Below are 14,695 nucleotides of genomic sequence, written 5' to 3' on the forward strand. Positions count from 1 at the left end.
GCGCTGGCCACCCCGCGTTTTCTGCATGGAGTTCCCGCCATGAAACAAGCCCTTTTTCGCCACGCCGACGGCGTCTGGCCCAACACCGCCGCGCTGGCCTTCACCGTGCTCGGCTGGCCGCTCGGCATCGCCCTGCTGGGCCAGAGCCACTGGGCGCTCAACGCGCTGGGCGTGCTGCTGGTCGCGCTCACGCTCACCTGGTCGGCCTACTTCATCCACGAGTTCGCCCACCACGCCATCTTCCGCACGCCGCAGGCCAACGAGCGCTGGGGCCAGTTCATGAGCTGGATCAACGGCAGCGCCTACGCCAGCTTCGCCGACCTGCGCCGCAAACACATGCGCCACCACGTCGAACGCGCCGACGTCATCACCTTCGACCTGCAGGGTTTCCTGCGCGCCCACCCGCTGGTGCGGCGGATGGTGCTGGCGCTCGAATGGCTGCACATCCCTGCGGTGGAGTTCGTCATGCGCGGCTTCGTGATCGCGCTGCCCTTCCTGGGTGAACGCAAGAAAGCAGCGCGTGGCCGCGTGATCGGTGTCGCCATGATCCGGCTCGCCGCCTGGGCGCTGCTGGCCTGGTGGTCGCTCAAGGCGCTGGCGCTCTACGCGCTGGCCTACCTGCTGTTCGTGCACCTGCTGCGTTTTGCCGACTGCTTCCAGCACACCTACGACGCCTACCCCATCCTCGACGACAAGCCCATCCCGCAAGACAAGCTGCGCGACCGCGCCTACGAGCAGGCCAACACCTACAGCGACGTGGTCGGACTCGATGCGAAGTGGCTCAACCTGGTCTGGCTCAACTTCGGTTTCCACAACGCACACCACGAGCGCTCGGTTGCACCCTGGTACCAGCTGCCGCGCCTGCACCGCGAGCTGTACCCCGCGGGCAATGCCCAGGTGGTCACGGTGGGCGAACTGCTGCGCGCCTACCACCGCCACCGCGTGACCCGCGTGCTCGCGAGCGACTACGGTGCGGTGCTGCCGCCCGGGGCGCCACACCGCGCGGACGGCTTCATCGGGGCCGTGGGTGTGTCCTTTTTGACGGCGGTGTGACCGTGAACTACGGCCTGCAGGGCAAGACCGTGCTGATCACCGGCGCGGCCGGTGGTATCGGCAGCGCGCTGTCGCGTGCCTTCCTCGCGCAAGGTGCGCGGCTGATGTTGCTCGACCGCGCGGCCGCGCCGCTGGACGCCCTGGTGGAATCGCTGCACAGCAGCCAGGTGCACAGCGCCGTGTGCGATCTCGGCAGCGATGCCGCCGTGGCGGCCGTGGCGGCCCAAGTGCAGGAGCGCTTTGGCCAGCTCGACGTGTTGGTCAACAACGCCGGCACCGAGTACCCCACGCCACTGGCCGACGCCGAAGCGGGGTTCATGGCGCGCTGGACCGGCCTGCTCGACAACAACGTGAGCAGCATGGTGCGGCTCACGCAGGCACTGCTGCCACTGCTGCCGCGCGGTGCGAGCGTGATCAACCAGTCGTCCATCTGGGGCCGCATCGGCGTGGCCGGTTTCTCGGCCTACAGCGCGAGCAAACACGCGGTCGTGGGCCTCACGCGCTCGCTCGCGCTGGAGCTGGGGCCGCGCGGCATCCGCGTCAACGCGGTCTGCCCCGGCTGGGTGCGCACCGAGGCGGCGATGCGTTCGCTGACCGCGATGGCCACCGAGAGCGGGCGCAGCGAGGCCGAGGTGGAGCGCGAGATCCTCGCGCGCCAGGCCGTGCCGAAGATGCTCACGCCCGACGAGCTCGCCGGCGTGTTCCTCTTCCTCGCCAGCGAAGGCGCCACCCCGCTCACCGGCCAGTGCCTGGTGGCCAGCCACGGCGAGGTGATGGCATGAGCGCTGCGCCGGGCCGCCCCAAGCCAGCTCGCACCGCAGTGCGAAGTACGGAGGTTGTCGAATGAGCTTTTCAGTGTCTTTGCAAGGCCAGACCGCGCTGATCACCGGCGCCGCCACCGGCATCGGCCGCGCCACCGCGCTGCTGTTTGCGCAAGCCGGTGCGCGCGTGGTGGTCAACCACCGGGGGCAGGACGCCGAAGCGGCCTCGCTGGTGCAAACCATCGAGGCCGCCGGCGGCCAGGCCATCGCCCTCGATGCCGACGTGAGCGACGCCAGCGCGGTGCAGCGCCTGGTGGACGAGGCCATCGCCGCCTGCGGCGCCCTGCACATTCTGGTCAACAACGCCGGCATCATCCAGGAGAAGGCCTTTCTCGACACCACCGAAGCCGACTGGGACCGCATGCTCGGCACCGACCTCAAGTCGGTTTTCCTGATGTGCCGCGCGGTGCTGCCCGGCATGGTGGCGCGCGGCAGCGGCGCCGTCGTCAACATCGCGTCCGACCTCGGCATCCTCGGGCGCGAGCGCTACGCGCCCTACTGCACCGCCAAGGCCGGCGTGATCGGCCTCACGCGCTCGCTGGCGCGCGAGTTCGCGCCACACCAGATCCGCGTCAACGCCATCGCGCCCGGGCCGGTGGCCACCGCCATGGTGTCGCTCGAACACATGAGCGCCGAGTGGGTGGAGAAAGAACTCGCCATTCCGCAGCACCGCCTGGGTGCGCCGGAAGAGATCGCCGCCACGGCACTGTTCCTCGCGTCCGACCTCTCGCGTTTCTACTGCGGCCAGGTGCTCGGTCCCAACGGCGGCTCCGTCATGCCATGAACCTTCTGAAGCAACCGTCAGACCGCGTCGCCACCGGCGTGCTGCTGTTCTCCGCCTCGCTCTGGGGCCTGTCGTGGATGCCGCTGAAATGGTTCATCGCGCAGGGCCTGAGCGGGCCGGTGGTGTCGCTGCTGTCGTATGGGCTGGTGGGCCTGTGCGCGCTGCCCTTCATCTGGCGCGACCGCGCGGCCTGGCGGGCGCAGTGGGGCTATGTGCTCGCGCTGGCGCTGGTGGGCGGCTGGGCCAACACCTCGTTCGTCAACGCGCTGATGATGGGCGACGTGGTGCGGGTGATGTTCCTGTTCTACCTCTCGCCCGTGTGGTCGGTGCTGGGTGGCCGGCTGTTCCTGAAGGAGCGCATTCCGCCCCTGCGCTGGGCCGCGGTGGTGGCCGCCATCGTGGGCCTGTGGATGGTGCTCGGCGGGCCGGGCGCGCTGAGCCTGTCGCTCGGCTTCGTGGACTTCCTCGCGCTCTCGGCCGGCTTCGCCTTCGCGGCCAACAACATCCTCGCGCGCGCCGCGCAGGCCGTGCCCATGCGCACCAAGACGCTGTCCGTGTTTGTCGGCTGCGGTGTGATTTCGCTCGCCGCCACCAGCGCACTGGGCCACAGCGCGCCGGCCATGGGCGCGGGCGTGTGGCTCGGCATCCTGGGCTACGGCTTTGGCTGGCTGCTGCTGGCCACCGCCACCTGGCAGTTCGGCGTGACGCACCTGGAGAGCAGCCGTGCCGGCGTGATCCTGCTGGCCGAACTGGTGGTGGCCGTGCTCACCGCGCTGTGGTTCGGCGGCGAAAGCCTCACGCCCATGGGCTGGGCGGGTGGCGCGCTCATTGCAACCGCGGCCCTGGTGGAAGCGCTGGGCAGCAGCGGCGCCGAAACGCCTCCGAACGCCAGCCCGAGCAACACCCCCGCATGAACAGGAACCCGAGATGAACCGCAACAACACCGTGTGGATGAACCAGCTCTCATGGTTGGACTACCAGGCCCGCATCCAGCGCGAGCACCCGCCCGTGCTGCTGCCCGTGGGCGCGCTCGAACAGCACGGCCCGCACCTGCCGCTGGGCACCGACGGTCTGCTCGCCAGCGCCGTCGCCGCCGACACCGCGGCGCGCGTGGGCGGGCTGGTCGCGCCCACGCTGAGCTACGGCTACAAGTCGCAGCCCAAGTGCGGCGGCGGGCAACATTTCTGCGGCACCACCAGCGTGGACGCCGCCACGCTGATCGGCCAGGTGCGCGACGCGGTGCGCGAGTTCGCGCGTCACAGCCTGACGAAACTCGTGATCGTGAACGGCCACTACGAGAACCAGTGGTTCCTGATCGAGGGCATCGACCTCGGCCTGCGCGACGCCAGGGCCGCCGACCCGGCCTGCGCGCTGCAGGTGATGCGCCTGGAGTACTGGGATTTCATGACGCCCGAGACCCTGGGCGACGTGTTCCCCGACGGTTTCCCCGGCTTCGCGCTGGAGCACGCCGCCGTGCTGGAAACGTCCATGATGCTGCACCACCACCCCAACCTGGTGCGCATGGACCTGCTGCCCGATGACGGTCCGGCCGACTTCCCGCCCTACGACATGTACCCGCCGCGCACCGACTGGGTGCCGCCTTCGGGCGTGCTGTCCTCGGCCAAGGGCTCCGACGCCGCCAAGGGCCAGCTGCTGGCCGACGAGGTGGCGCGCCGCATGGCCGAAGCCATCACCACCGGATTCACCCGCCCCGCGCCATGAACGCCCCGACCACCTTCGACCCCGCCACCACCGCGCTGCTCGTGATCGACATGCAGCGCGACTTCTGCAGCCCCGGAGGCTACGCCCACCAGGCCGGCATCGACATCGCGCCCATGCAGGCCGTGGTGCCGCAGGTGCAGCGCCTGCTGGCCGCCGCGCGCGCAGCGGGCCTGCTGGTGGTGCACACGCGCGAAGGGCATCTGCCCGACCTCTCGGACTGCCCGCCCGCCAAGCTGGCGCGCAGCGTGGCGGCCGGCGCGCCCATCGGCAGCCACGGCCCGCTGGGCCGCCTGCTGGTGCGCGGTGAACAGGGCCACGACTTCGTGCCCGCGCTGCGCCCGCTGGTCAGCGAGCATGTGATCGACAAACCGGGCTACGGCGCCTTCCACCAGACCACGCTGGGTGCCCTGCTGGCCGCCTTTGGCATCGGCCAGCTCATCCTCTGCGGCGTGACCACCGAAGTCTGCGTGCACTCCACGCTGCGCGAAGCGGTGGACCGCGGCTACAGCTGCACCACCGTGGGCGATGCCACCGCCGCCAGCCAGCCCGAGCTGCACGCGCCCGCGCTCGCCATGATCGGGGTCGAAGGTGGCATCTTCGGTTCGGTGATGGGCACCGATGATTGCGTGCGGGCGATGCAAGCTCTCCACGCGAAAATCACCGCATGAACACCCCCGACCACCCCGGTGTGCCCGCCGCGTACCACGGCGTGTGGGCGCGCACCCTGCTCGAAACGCCCGAGGGCCGCGACACCAGCACCTGGGTGCGCTGGCTGCAGACCGGCCTGTGGCATGGCGATTTGCGCGTGCCGCCCGATGCGCCGCGTGACACCCCCGAAGGCCGCGCCCAGACACAAGGCTTCGCCGGCACCACCGCCATCACCCGGCCCGACGCGGCGCTGCCCGAGGTCTGCACCTGGCAGCGCGTCATCGACTTCCAGCCCCCGCGCAGCACACCCGACGCCGGCCACATGGTGTTCGAGACCCCGGCGCGCGTGATCGAAACCGGCATCCACGGCCTCTACCTCGAAGTGTGGGAACGCCTGCCCGGCTCGCTCGGCCGGCGCATCGCGCTCGCGCGGCTCGACGCAGACGGTCAGCCCACCGCCGAGCGCCTGCTGGTGGCGGGCGTCTACTGCATGCACCTGCGCCCGCGCGTGGCCGCCTGGCCGGCCGATCTGGTGCCCGGTGAAACCCTGGGCGATCTGATCCGGCGCCACCCGACGCAAGCCGGTGCCCTGCTCGATTTCGAGATCGCGTTCGGCAGGAAGGAGCACGGCGTGTGGACGCTGGAGCGCGCGACCCAGCCCGCGCTGGAAGGCCAGGTACTGCCCTGTGCCCTGCACCGCGTGGACGCCGCGCGCGCCCGTGTGGAACGCGGCCCGCTGGCGGGCGGGTGGCAGGTGCTGGAGTGGGTCGACGACACGCGGAATGAGGCCATCGCCGAAATGCACGAACGCCCATGACCACCCCACTCAAACCCATCGACGGCGACTGGTTCCAGTTCCGCGACCTCGGCGAGGGCATCACCCTCATCACCGAGCCGCACGTCATCCCTTTCCTCCGCTGCAACATCTGGCACATCCGCGGGCGCGGGCTCGACCTCATGGTCGACACCGGCCTCGGCGTCAGCAGCCTGCACGCCGCCTCGCGGCACCTCTTCGGCCAGCGCGTGGCCGCGCTCGCCACCCACGTGCACCTGGACCACGTGGGCAGCCACCACGAGTTCGCCGAATGCTGGTGCCACCGGCTGGAGGCGGACGCGCTCACCCACGCCAACCCCGACGGCACGCTGGCCGACTTCGACCTCAATGAAGTCAACATCGAAGTGCCCGGCTATCAAACCGGCGGTCCCGCGCTCACCGCCCTGCCCACGCCCGACTACGATCTTTCGGCCTGGGAGATCAAACAGGCCACTGTCACGCGCCGGCTGGAAGAAGGCGACACCATCGACCTCGGCAACCGCCACTTCGAGGTGCTGCACCTGCCCGGCCACTCGCCCGGCAGCATCGGCCTGTGGGAAGCCAGGAGCGGCACGCTGTTTTCCGGCGACGCGATCTACGACGGCCCGCTCATCGACGACCTGCACCACTCCGACCGCGCCGCCTACGCGCGCACCATGGAACGCTTGCTGGGCCTGCCGGTGAGCGTGGTGCACGCGGGCCACGACCCGAGCTTCGGGCGGGCGCGGCTGCGCGAGCTGGTGCGGGCGTATCTGGGCAAGCTGGAAGGCCTCGACGGGACCGCTGGCGGGTAGCCCGGCCACCGGGCCCCGGCGCCGACTACCCGGACTTACGAACGCATCCCGGTCGGCGGCGTGATCACCACCTGCCCGTCCTTCACCGGCAGCGTGGCGCCCGGCTGGAAGGAGGTGCGCACCTTGCCCTCCTGGCCTTCGAGCCGGTAGGTCACGTCGTACCCGACCAGCCTCTGCGACTTGAGCTTCACCGTCCTGCAGCGGCGCTCGGTCGTCGTGACCACGTCGTTCTCCTGCAGGTTCTTTTGCACCTGGTTACCCGCGTAGCCCCCGGCCACCGCCCCGGCCACGGTCGCCAGCTTCTTGCCGTTGCCGCCGCCGATGTTGCTGCCCAGCAGGCCACCCGCCACACCGCCGATCAACGAACCCGCGACGCGGTGCTGGTCCTTCACCGGCGCCTGCCGCCGCACCTGCACGTTCTCGCAGCGCTCCCGTGGCGTCACCACGGTTTCCATCACCTCTTTCGCCGCGACCACGTCGGCGAACGTCGGCTGTGTCAGCGCCTGGTAGCCGGTGAAGCCGCTGGCCCCGAGCACCACCATGGCGATGCCGCCCACGGCGATGCCCTTCATCATTGATTTGTCCATGCGAACACTCCTTCTTGTGTGGAGCGCAATGTAGGGCGGTTGTGTCAACGCACGATGCGCAAAGGTGTCCAAATGCTGCAGCGTGTCACCCAATGTCGACAGGCCCGCGAAGGGCCTGTCGGGTGGGTTGAGGGAGACGTTTACTTCGCCTTCGGGGTCGGCACCAGCCCCAGCGTCGGGGTCTCGCTGAAGAAGTTCCAGGGCTTGAGCAGCACGTTGACCCACTCGGTCGGCATGATCGGCCACTCTTCGGCGCGCGCCACGTGCGTGGTGCCCGTGGTCAGCCAGACCACGTTGTCGGCGTTCACGATGGCCTGGTCGTCGGCGCTGAACTGGCCCAGCCCGGTGTCCTTGCTGGAGCGGTTGGGGAACTTGCCCTCGGGGAATTTTTCGTCCTCGTTGTAGCGCGTCACCCAGATCTGCTTGTCCATGAAGTTCAGGCGGTTGTAGATCCACTCGTCCTTGCCGAAGTTGGCGCCCTTGGCCACCGGGTGTGTGCCGCCCGCGTAGGGGATCAGCTGGTACGACACCGGGTTGCCCACCTTGTTGGTCTTGCTGCCGTTGCTCAGCAGCCGGATCGTGGACGGGTCGAACTTCTGCGCCGCCTGCTTCTCGGTCGCCACCGTGCGTAGCGTGGTCTGCATGGTGCTGGTGCGGGGTCCGCCCGCGGTGTTGGGCGCCACCACCGGATCCACCTCGGTGAGCGAGTTCTGTTCGCCGTCCACGTCCAGGTCGAGGCGGAAGTTGTAGATGTGCTGGTGTGTGGTGCCCACGATGTTGTGGTCCAGCAGCGTGCCGTATTTCGTGTCTTCGGCGGCGCTGGGATCGGCCATGGTGCGGCTCTTCACACCCTTCACCGCCTCGATGCCGGTGGCACCCGCGTTGATGCCGATGGTGCCGTTCTCGGCGAACACCCAGTCGAACATGTAGTCGTAGTTGCCCACCGTGCTGATCCAGCGCACCACCAGCTCGCGACGCTCGGCGCTGATGTTGGGCTTGCCCATTTCCTGGTGCTTGTACTCGGGGCCGGCGTAGCGCTCGAACACGGCGATCGCGTTGGGGATCGTCATCGGTGCGCCGGTGAAATCGGCGATGGTTGCGTCGAGGTAGACCGCGTTCTGCGGCGCGTCCTTGCCGGCCTCGATGGGCGAGGTGAGCGTGCCCATGCCGTACTCGCCCGAGTCGAGGTAGGCCTTGAAATACCAGCCCACGTCCGGGTCACCGTAGGGCACGATCATGCCGCCCAGCGTGCCCTCGTAGAGCACCTTGCGCGGTGTGCCCTTGTCGTTGTAGGTCACGGTGGAGAGCGTGAGGCCGGTGCGCGAGTTCAGGCCGATGTGGAACGCCCAGTTGCGCCAGGTCAGCGTGTTGCCGCTGATGGTGTAGTTCTTGCCCTCGGGCTCGGTGATGTGCAGCGGCTTGTGCGGTGCGCTGGCCTTGCGGTCGCTGCCGTCGTAGGGCGTGGGCTTCATCGGCACCGGGATCACGCCCGCGTCCTCGATCTTGATCACCTTCTTCTGCTCCAGGTCCACCACCGCCACCAGGTTCTCGATCGGGTGTGCCCAGTAGTTGTTGTCGCCCACGTCGAGGTAGCTCACCACCTTGAGCAGGCGCGCCTGCTGCTGCAGCCCGTCCTTGCCGTCGAAGTAGCCCACGGTCAGCGGCGTGGCCACCACCTTCTTCACGTCGTTGATGCCCCGTTGCGCCAGCGCCTTGGCGTATTCCGGGCTGGCCTCGATGGCCGCCTGCACCGCACCGAAATCGTCGATCAGCACCATGCCGTGTGCGCCCTCCACGGGCTGCCACTGCAAGAGCTTCTTCGAGGCCAGGTCCACCGTGCCCTCGATCAGCTTGCGGCCGTCGAGGATCACGAACGCCGCCTGGCGCGGCGCCTGCACCGGCATGCCTTCCAGTGCGTGTGCCCACACCTGGTCTTTCGGTGGTGCCTTGAGCACGATCTCGGTGAAGCGGTGGCCGGGCTTGAACTGGCCCGAGGCCTTCAGCACCTCCAGCGTCGCCTGGATCTCGTCCGCCGTCAGCGGGTTCAGCGGGTTGGGCTTGCGCTCGACCACGAAGGTCTTGTCCAGGCCCGACTGGAACACCTGCTGGAAAAAGTCGGCCGCCACATACGGCGTGCCCTTGCGCAGCACCACCGGCACGCCCAGCCGCAGCGGCGCGCCGTTCACCTGCGCCGTCTTCGCGCCCGGCTTCACGCGCACCAGGGTGCTGTTGCGCGAGAGCGTGAACACCTGGGCATAGCTGTCCCACTGCACCGTGGCGTTGAAGTCTTTGGCGGCCTTTTTCAGCGGCACCATCTTGGCGGCAGCGCCGTGCGCCAGCGCCTGGGGCGACCACAGCGCGGCGGCGGCCAGGGCGACGGCACTCAGTGCCAGGGGAAGGGAGCGGGTGGTCATGGCGGGGTTCCTCGTGAAGCGGGGTCAGACAAGGCCCGCACCTTAGGGCGACCCGGTACCGAGGGGTTATCCGTATTTGGCAAATCTGCGCCCGGTTCAACAATGGCGCACAACTTGCATCGCGGCCCGGCATGAACTTCGATCACTCCCACAAACGTGCACGCGACGCCGGCGAGCAGGCCGCCAGCCTGCCCGACTGGGACCAGCGCTACGAACAGCTCTCGGCCGGGCGCTTCGAGGGCGAGGTGGACGAACTGCGCGTGGGCCCGGTGCAGGTGTTTGCCGAACGGGCCAACCAGACCGTCATGCAGGCCGGCCGCGTCTGCGCCAACCGCGTCTCCGTCGCCCTCGTGCGCGCCGGGCAATCGCCCGGCTGGTTCGGTGGCCACCGCCTGCAGGGCGAACAGCTCATCGGCGTGTCTTCTCAAGGCGAGTTCGATCTCGTGGCCAGCGCCGACATGCAGATCCTCGCGCTCTCGGTCGACCTGGCGGCGCTGCGCGAGCTGGTGGCCCAGGTGGACGGCTCCGAGGCTGAGTTGCCCCCGGTGCCCCTGTTGCTCAAGCCCACGAGCGCCGCCCGCACCGAATACGGTCTGCTGCTCAACGCCGCCCTGCGGCTCGCGCAAAACCCGAGCGAGCTCAGCGCCCACCCTGCCTCGCGCCGCATGCTCGCGCTCTCGCTCTGCGACGCCCTGCTCGCCAACCTGCGCTCGGGCGATCCGACGGGTGCGCTGCCCGCCTCGGCCGCCAGCCGCCGCCGCATCGTCGCCCGCGCGCGCCAGTACATGCAGGCGCACGCCCACGAAGTGATCGCCGTGCCCGACCTCTGCCAGGCCATCGGCAGCTCGCGACGCGCGCTGCAGTACGCGTTTGAGGAGGTCATGCAGATCAGCCCCGTCACCTACTTGCGCGCCATGCGCCTCAACCAGGTGCGCAGCGAACTGCGCCAGAACCGGGCGGCGCCCGTGGGCGACGTGGCGGCGCGCTGGGGCTTCTGGCACCCCTCGCGCTTCGCGAGCGACTACAAGGCCCTGTTCGGCGAGCTGCCGTCGGCAACGCGCAGCGCGGCGGCGGCCAGGGAACCTCTGACGGCCTGAGGGTGGGGCGCGCCGGGAGGCCACACGGCCGAACCGCCGCCACGGCACGCCCCATGCTTGTGCCGACACCATGACCCCCACCACACCCCTTGCGCCCGCCCCCGCCTCCCACTCCTGGTTCGACGACACCCACGCGCTCATCGCCGGCTCGCTTTTCGTCGCACTCGGCATGACCATGTTTGGCCACGCTGGCCTGCTGACCGGTGGCGTGGCGGGCGTGGCCTTCCTCGCCAGCTACGCCAGCGGCCTGCCCTTCGGCCTGTTCTTCTTCCTGTTCAGCCTGCCGATTTTCGTGCTCTCCTGGTACCGGCTCGGCCCGGCGTTCACCTTCAAGAGCTTCGGCGCCGTCGCCCTCGTGTCCGCCTGCACCACGCTGGCGCCCAAGGTGGTGCGCTTCGAGCTGCTCAACCCCTGGGTCGCCTCGGTGCTCGGTGGCTTTCTGATCGGCTTCGGGCTGCTCGCCCTGCTGCGCCACCAGGCCAGCGTGGGCGGCGTCAACATCCTCGCGCAATGGCTGCAACAGGCCAAAGGTTTCAGCGCCGGCAAGGTGCAGATGTGTGTCGATCTGGTCGTCGTGCTCGCGGCGTTCTGGGTGCTGCCGCCCATGCAGGTGGCGCAGTCGGTGGTGGGCGCGGTGGCCATCGGCGCCATCCTCGCGCTCAACCACCGGCCGGGGCGGTACCTGGGGGTGTGAGCGGTGCCACACCGCATCGACCAGACCGCGGTGCCAAGGCACACTGTGGCGTTGATTCCATATCCAGGGAGTGCCACCATGCCATCTCGCCTTGCCCGTCTCCTGTCGATCGGTCTCCTTCACGGTATGTTCGCCGCCTCGGCCCACAGCGCCACACCCGAGCAGATCGAACAGTTCAACGCCTTGCTCAAGAGCCAGGTGAAAACCACAGAGGCCATGGAGGCCGTCCGCGACGCGCCACCGGGCGAACACGCCCGCTGGGGCGAAGAGGTGTGTACCTGGGTCCGGATCGGCAAGGCCGATTTCGACGCCACCCAGGCCAACCTCGCAGCGTTCTTCGGGGACGATCTATCCGCTGCGATCGTGTTCGCCGCTCGGCGGGTGATCTGTCCGGAACTCAAGTAATGGGCATTTCGATGCTCTGCCGGCCCCTGGCACCAAACCTGCTAACCAAGAAACCCAGAGAGGCGAGTGCACCAAAACGGTGATTCGCTGCCTTGAAGACCGCTAGGGTTCCGGGCCCAGACCACTTCACTTGAGAAGCCGTCTGAGCTGTCTGGTCCGAGAGCAGTCGGCCACGATCGTGTGGCTCCACGGAGGGACAAAAGCCCGGGAGATGCTTCGCTGCTTGCGCACGAGCCTCTCTCGCTGTTTGTCCCCCGTCAGGAGCCCCGCATGTCCCAGCTTCCTCCGCCCGCACCCATTCCGCCACCGGCCCGCGCCGGAGCGCTCGGCGCCGTTGTTTCTGCACGCCCGCCACGGCGCACCGGCTTCTGGACGGTGCGCGCCGGCATTTCGCGCCGCGCCTACTGGGCGTTGGCGCTCACCGGCCTGATCACCCCGCTGCTGATGTGGGCCGCGCTCGCCGCCTGGGGCGGCATGGACCCGACCTTCCTGCCTTCGCCCACGGCGGTGCTGACCAAGACCTGGGAATGGGCCACCGAGACCGGCCTGCTGGAAGACATGGGCATCAGCGTCTACCGCGTGGTGGCGGGCTTCGTGCTCTCGGCGGTGATCGCGCTGCCGCTGGGACTGCTGATCGGTTCGTTCCGCTCGGTGCAGGCGCTGCTGGAGCCGCTGACCGACCTGATCCGCTACATGCCCGCGGTGGCCTTCATTCCGCTGGTGATGCTGTGGGTGGGCATCGACGAGGGTTCCAAGATCGCGATCATCTTCATCGGCACCTTTTTCCAGATGGTGCTGATGGTGGCGGAAGACGTGCGCCGCGTGCCGGCCGCGCAGGTGGAGGCGGCGCAGACCATGGGCGCGAACCGCCGCGAACTGATTGAAAAGGTGATCCTGCCCAGCGCCAAGCCGGCGCTGCTCGACACGCTGCGCATCACCATGGGCTGGGCCTGGACCTACCTGGTCGTCGCCGAGCTGGTGGCCGCGAACTCGGGCCTGGGCTACGCCATCCTGCGCGCGCAGCGCTTCCTGCAGACCGACACCATCTTCGCCGGAATCATCGTCATCGGCCTCATCGGGCTGGTGACGGACCAGCTGTTCCGCTGGCTGCACCGCCGCGCCTTCCCCTGGCTCTATCTGAAAGGCTGAAGCGATGAACACTCCCATCACCACCCTGCCCAAGATCTCCATCCGCGGCCTCACCAAACAATTCGACGGCGCGCCCACACACGCGCTGGAGAACGTGGACCTGGACATCGGCGCCAACGAGTTCGTCACCTTCGTGGGCGCGTCGGGCTGCGGCAAGAGCACGCTGCTGCGCACCATCGGCGGGCTCGAAACACAGACCAGCGGTGAGCTGCTGGTGGACAACCGGCCCGTGTCCGGCCCGGGCATCGACCGCGCCATGGTGTTCCAGCACTACAGCCTCTACCCCTGGATGACGGTGATGGAGAACATCAAGTTCTGCCGCCAGCTCGCGGCGCACACGCAAGACCGCAGCTCCAGCGACGTGGAAGCCGCCTCGGGCCGGGCCGACGCGCTGCTGCGCCTGATGGGCCTGCAGGCTTCGGCCGGCGCCTGGCCCAACCAGCTTTCGGGCGGCATGCAGCAGCGCGTGGCGATCGCGCGCGCGCTCATGGGCCGGCCCGACATCGTGCTGATGGACGAGCCCTTCGGCGCGCTGGACGCGCAGACGCGCGAGGTGATGCACGACCTGATCCGCTACGTGCACCGGCTGGAGAAAGCCACCATCGTTTTCGTGACGCACGACGTGGAGGAAGCGCTCTACCTCGGCAGCCGCGTGGTGCTGATGGCGCCGCGCCCGGGCCGCATCGACACGATCTACGAGGTGCCCTTTGGCGACCAGCGCACGCAAGACCTCAAGTTCGCGCCCGAGTTCGTGCGCTTGAAGCGCGACATCCTGGAACGCATCCGCGAGACCTCGGGCATGAAGACCGACCTGGAACAGCTGCAGCGCCTGAGCGGCGCGGTGAGCGAGCCCGCCTGAACCCCTGGAGACCCCATGAACCTCAATGACATCCCCGACCCGCTGACCACCGTCTTGCCCAACCCGCCGCAGGCCGCGCCGGTGGACGCGCCCGCCTTCTGGCAACGTTTCCCCGCGCCCGCGCTGGCTGGCGTGGACACCGACAAAGTGATGTGGAGCGAGGTGCTGCCCGGCGGCAGCCACTGGAGCTGGCGCATGCCACGCGGCAGCGGAATCCGCTTCGTGGCGCTGGATGCGGGCGCCAACCTGAGCCTGGTGCTCTACAGCGCGCAAGAGAAGCTGGAGCGCTACAACATGCCCGACAGCCTGAAGGCGCAGCACACCGCGCACTACACCCGGGGCCATGTACTCATGAGCGACATGGGCCGCAGCATGGCCAGCGTCACGGCCGACAGCCTGGGCTGGCACGACCCGCTGGGCGCCCTGCTCGACAACGAGCTGATGGCTAAGAAATACGGCGAGCAGCGCTACGAGCAGGCCCGCAACGCCATGTACCGCTCCGGCAAGGACGGCCTGCTGATCGAGATCGGCAAATACGGTCTGACTCGGCGCGACCTGATCGCGCCGGTGAACCTGTTCAGCAAGGTGAGCGTGGATGCGCAGGGTCGCTTCGGCTTCGCGGCCGACCACGCGAAGTCGGGCGATTTTGTGGAACTGCGCTTCGACATGGACGTGATCCTGGCCGTGTCCAGCGCGCCGCATGCGCTGGACCCGTCGCCGGTCTACGCGCCGAAGAAGGTGGGGCTCGTGGCCTGGCGTTGCGGCGCGGCGCCGGCACAAGACTTCTGCCGCGCCTTCCGACCGGAAAACGCGCGCGCTTTGCACAACAGCGACATGTTGTACCTGTGAGGAGA

16 protein-coding genes and 1 riboswitch are annotated in these 14,695 nt (G+C 68.8%); of the genes, 14 read left to right on the forward strand and 2 right to left on the reverse strand.

The window, feature by feature from the left end; all coding sequences use genetic code 11:
• Window positions 1–39 precede the first annotated feature (39 nt).
• From F3K02_RS16040 to F3K02_RS16075, 8 genes are all read left to right on the forward strand, one after another.
• Entirely contained in the window at window positions 40–1,053 is a 1,014-nt protein-coding gene (locus tag F3K02_RS16040; protein WP_177136632.1) for a fatty acid desaturase, read from the forward strand.
• Window positions 1,054–1,055: 2 nt separating this feature from the next.
• On the forward strand, window positions 1,056–1,835 hold the full coding sequence (locus F3K02_RS16045; RefSeq protein WP_343067097.1) for an SDR family NAD(P)-dependent oxidoreductase: 780 nt from the start codon (window positions 1,056–1,058) through the stop codon (window positions 1,833–1,835).
• Between the two features lie 61 nt (window positions 1,836–1,896).
• Entirely contained in the window at window positions 1,897–2,658 is a 762-nt protein-coding gene (locus F3K02_RS16050; RefSeq protein WP_177136634.1) for an SDR family NAD(P)-dependent oxidoreductase, read from the forward strand.
• Window positions 2,655–3,572: a DMT family transporter gene (locus tag F3K02_RS16055; protein WP_177136635.1), complete on the forward strand. Its 918-nt coding sequence runs from the start codon at window positions 2,655–2,657 to the stop codon at window positions 3,570–3,572. The genes F3K02_RS16050 and F3K02_RS16055 overlap by 4 nt, the downstream gene beginning before the upstream one ends.
• Before the next feature lie 13 nt (window positions 3,573–3,585).
• Window positions 3,586–4,380 carry a creatininase gene (locus tag F3K02_RS16060; RefSeq protein WP_177136636.1) on the forward strand — a complete coding sequence of 265 codons (795 nt, stop codon included), beginning with the start codon at window positions 3,586–3,588 and terminating at the stop codon, window positions 4,378–4,380.
• The gene (locus tag F3K02_RS16065; RefSeq protein ID WP_177136637.1) at window positions 4,377–5,048 is read left to right on the forward strand and encodes a cysteine hydrolase family protein; all 672 of its coding nucleotides are present in this window, start codon (window positions 4,377–4,379) and stop codon (window positions 5,046–5,048) included. The genes F3K02_RS16060 and F3K02_RS16065 overlap by 4 nt, the downstream gene beginning before the upstream one ends.
• Window positions 5,045–5,845, forward strand: a complete 801-nt coding sequence (locus tag F3K02_RS16070; protein WP_177136638.1) for a hypothetical protein — start codon at window positions 5,045–5,047, stop codon at window positions 5,843–5,845. Before F3K02_RS16065 ends, F3K02_RS16070 begins: the two co-directional genes overlap by 4 nt.
• Window positions 5,842–6,636, forward strand: a complete 795-nt coding sequence (locus F3K02_RS16075; protein ID WP_177136639.1) for an MBL fold metallo-hydrolase — start codon at window positions 5,842–5,844, stop codon at window positions 6,634–6,636. Before F3K02_RS16070 ends, F3K02_RS16075 begins: the two co-directional genes overlap by 4 nt.
• Window positions 6,637–6,671: 35 nt before the next feature.
• Here F3K02_RS16075 and F3K02_RS16080 read toward each other — a convergent pair whose 3' ends face one another.
• Both F3K02_RS16080 and tynA read right to left on the reverse strand, forming a co-directional pair.
• Window positions 6,672–7,223, reverse strand: a complete 552-nt coding sequence (locus F3K02_RS16080) for a glycine zipper 2TM domain-containing protein (RefSeq protein WP_177136640.1) — start codon at window positions 7,221–7,223, stop codon at window positions 6,672–6,674.
• Window positions 7,224–7,363: 140 nt separating this feature from the next.
• The gene (tynA, locus tag F3K02_RS16085; protein ID WP_177136641.1) at window positions 7,364–9,637 is read right to left on the reverse strand and encodes a primary-amine oxidase; all 2,274 of its coding nucleotides are present in this window, start codon (window positions 9,635–9,637) and stop codon (window positions 7,364–7,366) included.
• Window positions 9,638–9,768: 131 nt separating this feature from the next.
• Between tynA and F3K02_RS16090 the strand changes: the two genes are divergently transcribed.
• The 6 genes from F3K02_RS16090 to F3K02_RS16115 all read left to right on the forward strand — a co-directional run bounded on the left by F3K02_RS16090 (window position 9,769) and on the right by F3K02_RS16115 (window position 14,690).
• Window positions 9,769–10,734 carry a helix-turn-helix domain-containing protein gene (locus tag F3K02_RS16090; protein ID WP_177136642.1) on the forward strand — a complete coding sequence of 322 codons (966 nt, stop codon included), beginning with the start codon at window positions 9,769–9,771 and terminating at the stop codon, window positions 10,732–10,734.
• 70 nt (window positions 10,735–10,804) lie between these two features.
• Window positions 10,805–11,428 carry a DUF6198 family protein gene (locus F3K02_RS16095; RefSeq protein ID WP_177136643.1) on the forward strand — a complete coding sequence of 208 codons (624 nt, stop codon included), beginning with the start codon at window positions 10,805–10,807 and terminating at the stop codon, window positions 11,426–11,428.
• A 78-nt stretch (window positions 11,429–11,506) separates the two neighbouring features.
• Entirely contained in the window at window positions 11,507–11,833 is a 327-nt protein-coding gene (locus F3K02_RS16100) for a hypothetical protein (RefSeq protein WP_177136644.1), read from the forward strand.
• A 91-nt stretch (window positions 11,834–11,924) separates the two neighbouring features.
• Window positions 11,925–12,046, forward strand: a riboswitch (guanidine-I (ykkC/yxkD leader).
• A 57-nt stretch (window positions 12,047–12,103) separates the two neighbouring features.
• Window positions 12,104–12,982 carry an ABC transporter permease gene (locus F3K02_RS16105; RefSeq protein WP_177136645.1) on the forward strand — a complete coding sequence of 293 codons (879 nt, stop codon included), beginning with the start codon at window positions 12,104–12,106 and terminating at the stop codon, window positions 12,980–12,982.
• A gap of 4 nt (window positions 12,983–12,986) precedes the next feature.
• Entirely contained in the window at window positions 12,987–13,841 is an 855-nt protein-coding gene (locus tag F3K02_RS16110; RefSeq protein ID WP_177136646.1) for an ABC transporter ATP-binding protein, read from the forward strand.
• A 150-nt stretch (window positions 13,842–13,991) separates the two neighbouring features.
• Complete coding sequence (locus F3K02_RS16115) at window positions 13,992–14,690, forward strand: urea amidolyase associated protein UAAP1 (RefSeq protein WP_425485614.1); 699 nt, start codon at window positions 13,992–13,994, stop codon at window positions 14,688–14,690.
• Window positions 14,691–14,695: the final 5 nt, after the last annotated feature.

Origin of the sequence: Hydrogenophaga aromaticivorans (genome assembly GCF_013387465.1) — a bacterium.
Classification (GTDB): domain Bacteria; phylum Pseudomonadota; class Gammaproteobacteria; order Burkholderiales; family Burkholderiaceae_C; genus Hydrogenophaga; species Hydrogenophaga aromaticivorans.

Excerpts from the sequence above, each read along its gene's own strand:
- F3K02_RS16040 (WP_177136632.1), top strand. The coding sequence starts at position 40 with ATGAAACAAGCCCTTTTTCGCCACGCCGACGGCGTCTGGCCCAACACC.
- F3K02_RS16050 (WP_177136634.1), top strand. The coding sequence starts at position 1,897 with ATGAGCTTTTCAGTGTCTTTGCAAGGCCAGACCGCGCTGATCACCGGC.
- F3K02_RS16055 (WP_177136635.1), top strand. The coding sequence starts at position 2,655 with ATGAACCTTCTGAAGCAACCGTCAGACCGCGTCGCCACCGGCGTGCTG.
- F3K02_RS16060 (WP_177136636.1), top strand. The coding sequence starts at position 3,586 with ATGAACCGCAACAACACCGTGTGGATGAACCAGCTCTCATGGTTGGAC.
- F3K02_RS16065 (WP_177136637.1), top strand. The coding sequence starts at position 4,377 with ATGAACGCCCCGACCACCTTCGACCCCGCCACCACCGCGCTGCTCGTG.
- F3K02_RS16070 (WP_177136638.1), top strand. The coding sequence starts at position 5,045 with ATGAACACCCCCGACCACCCCGGTGTGCCCGCCGCGTACCACGGCGTG.
- F3K02_RS16075 (WP_177136639.1), top strand. The coding sequence starts at position 5,842 with ATGACCACCCCACTCAAACCCATCGACGGCGACTGGTTCCAGTTCCGC.
- F3K02_RS16080 (WP_177136640.1), bottom strand. The coding sequence starts at position 7,223 with ATGGACAAATCAATGATGAAGGGCATCGCCGTGGGCGGCATCGCCATG.
- tynA (WP_177136641.1), bottom strand. The coding sequence starts at position 9,637 with ATGACCACCCGCTCCCTTCCCCTGGCACTGAGTGCCGTCGCCCTGGCC.
- F3K02_RS16090 (WP_177136642.1), top strand. The coding sequence starts at position 9,769 with ATGAACTTCGATCACTCCCACAAACGTGCACGCGACGCCGGCGAGCAG.
- F3K02_RS16095 (WP_177136643.1), top strand. The coding sequence starts at position 10,805 with ATGACCCCCACCACACCCCTTGCGCCCGCCCCCGCCTCCCACTCCTGG.
- F3K02_RS16100 (WP_177136644.1), top strand. The coding sequence starts at position 11,507 with ATGCCATCTCGCCTTGCCCGTCTCCTGTCGATCGGTCTCCTTCACGGT.
- F3K02_RS16105 (WP_177136645.1), top strand. The coding sequence starts at position 12,104 with ATGTCCCAGCTTCCTCCGCCCGCACCCATTCCGCCACCGGCCCGCGCC.
- F3K02_RS16110 (WP_177136646.1), top strand. The coding sequence starts at position 12,987 with ATGAACACTCCCATCACCACCCTGCCCAAGATCTCCATCCGCGGCCTC.
- F3K02_RS16115 (WP_425485614.1), top strand. The coding sequence starts at position 13,992 with ATGTGGAGCGAGGTGCTGCCCGGCGGCAGCCACTGGAGCTGGCGCATG.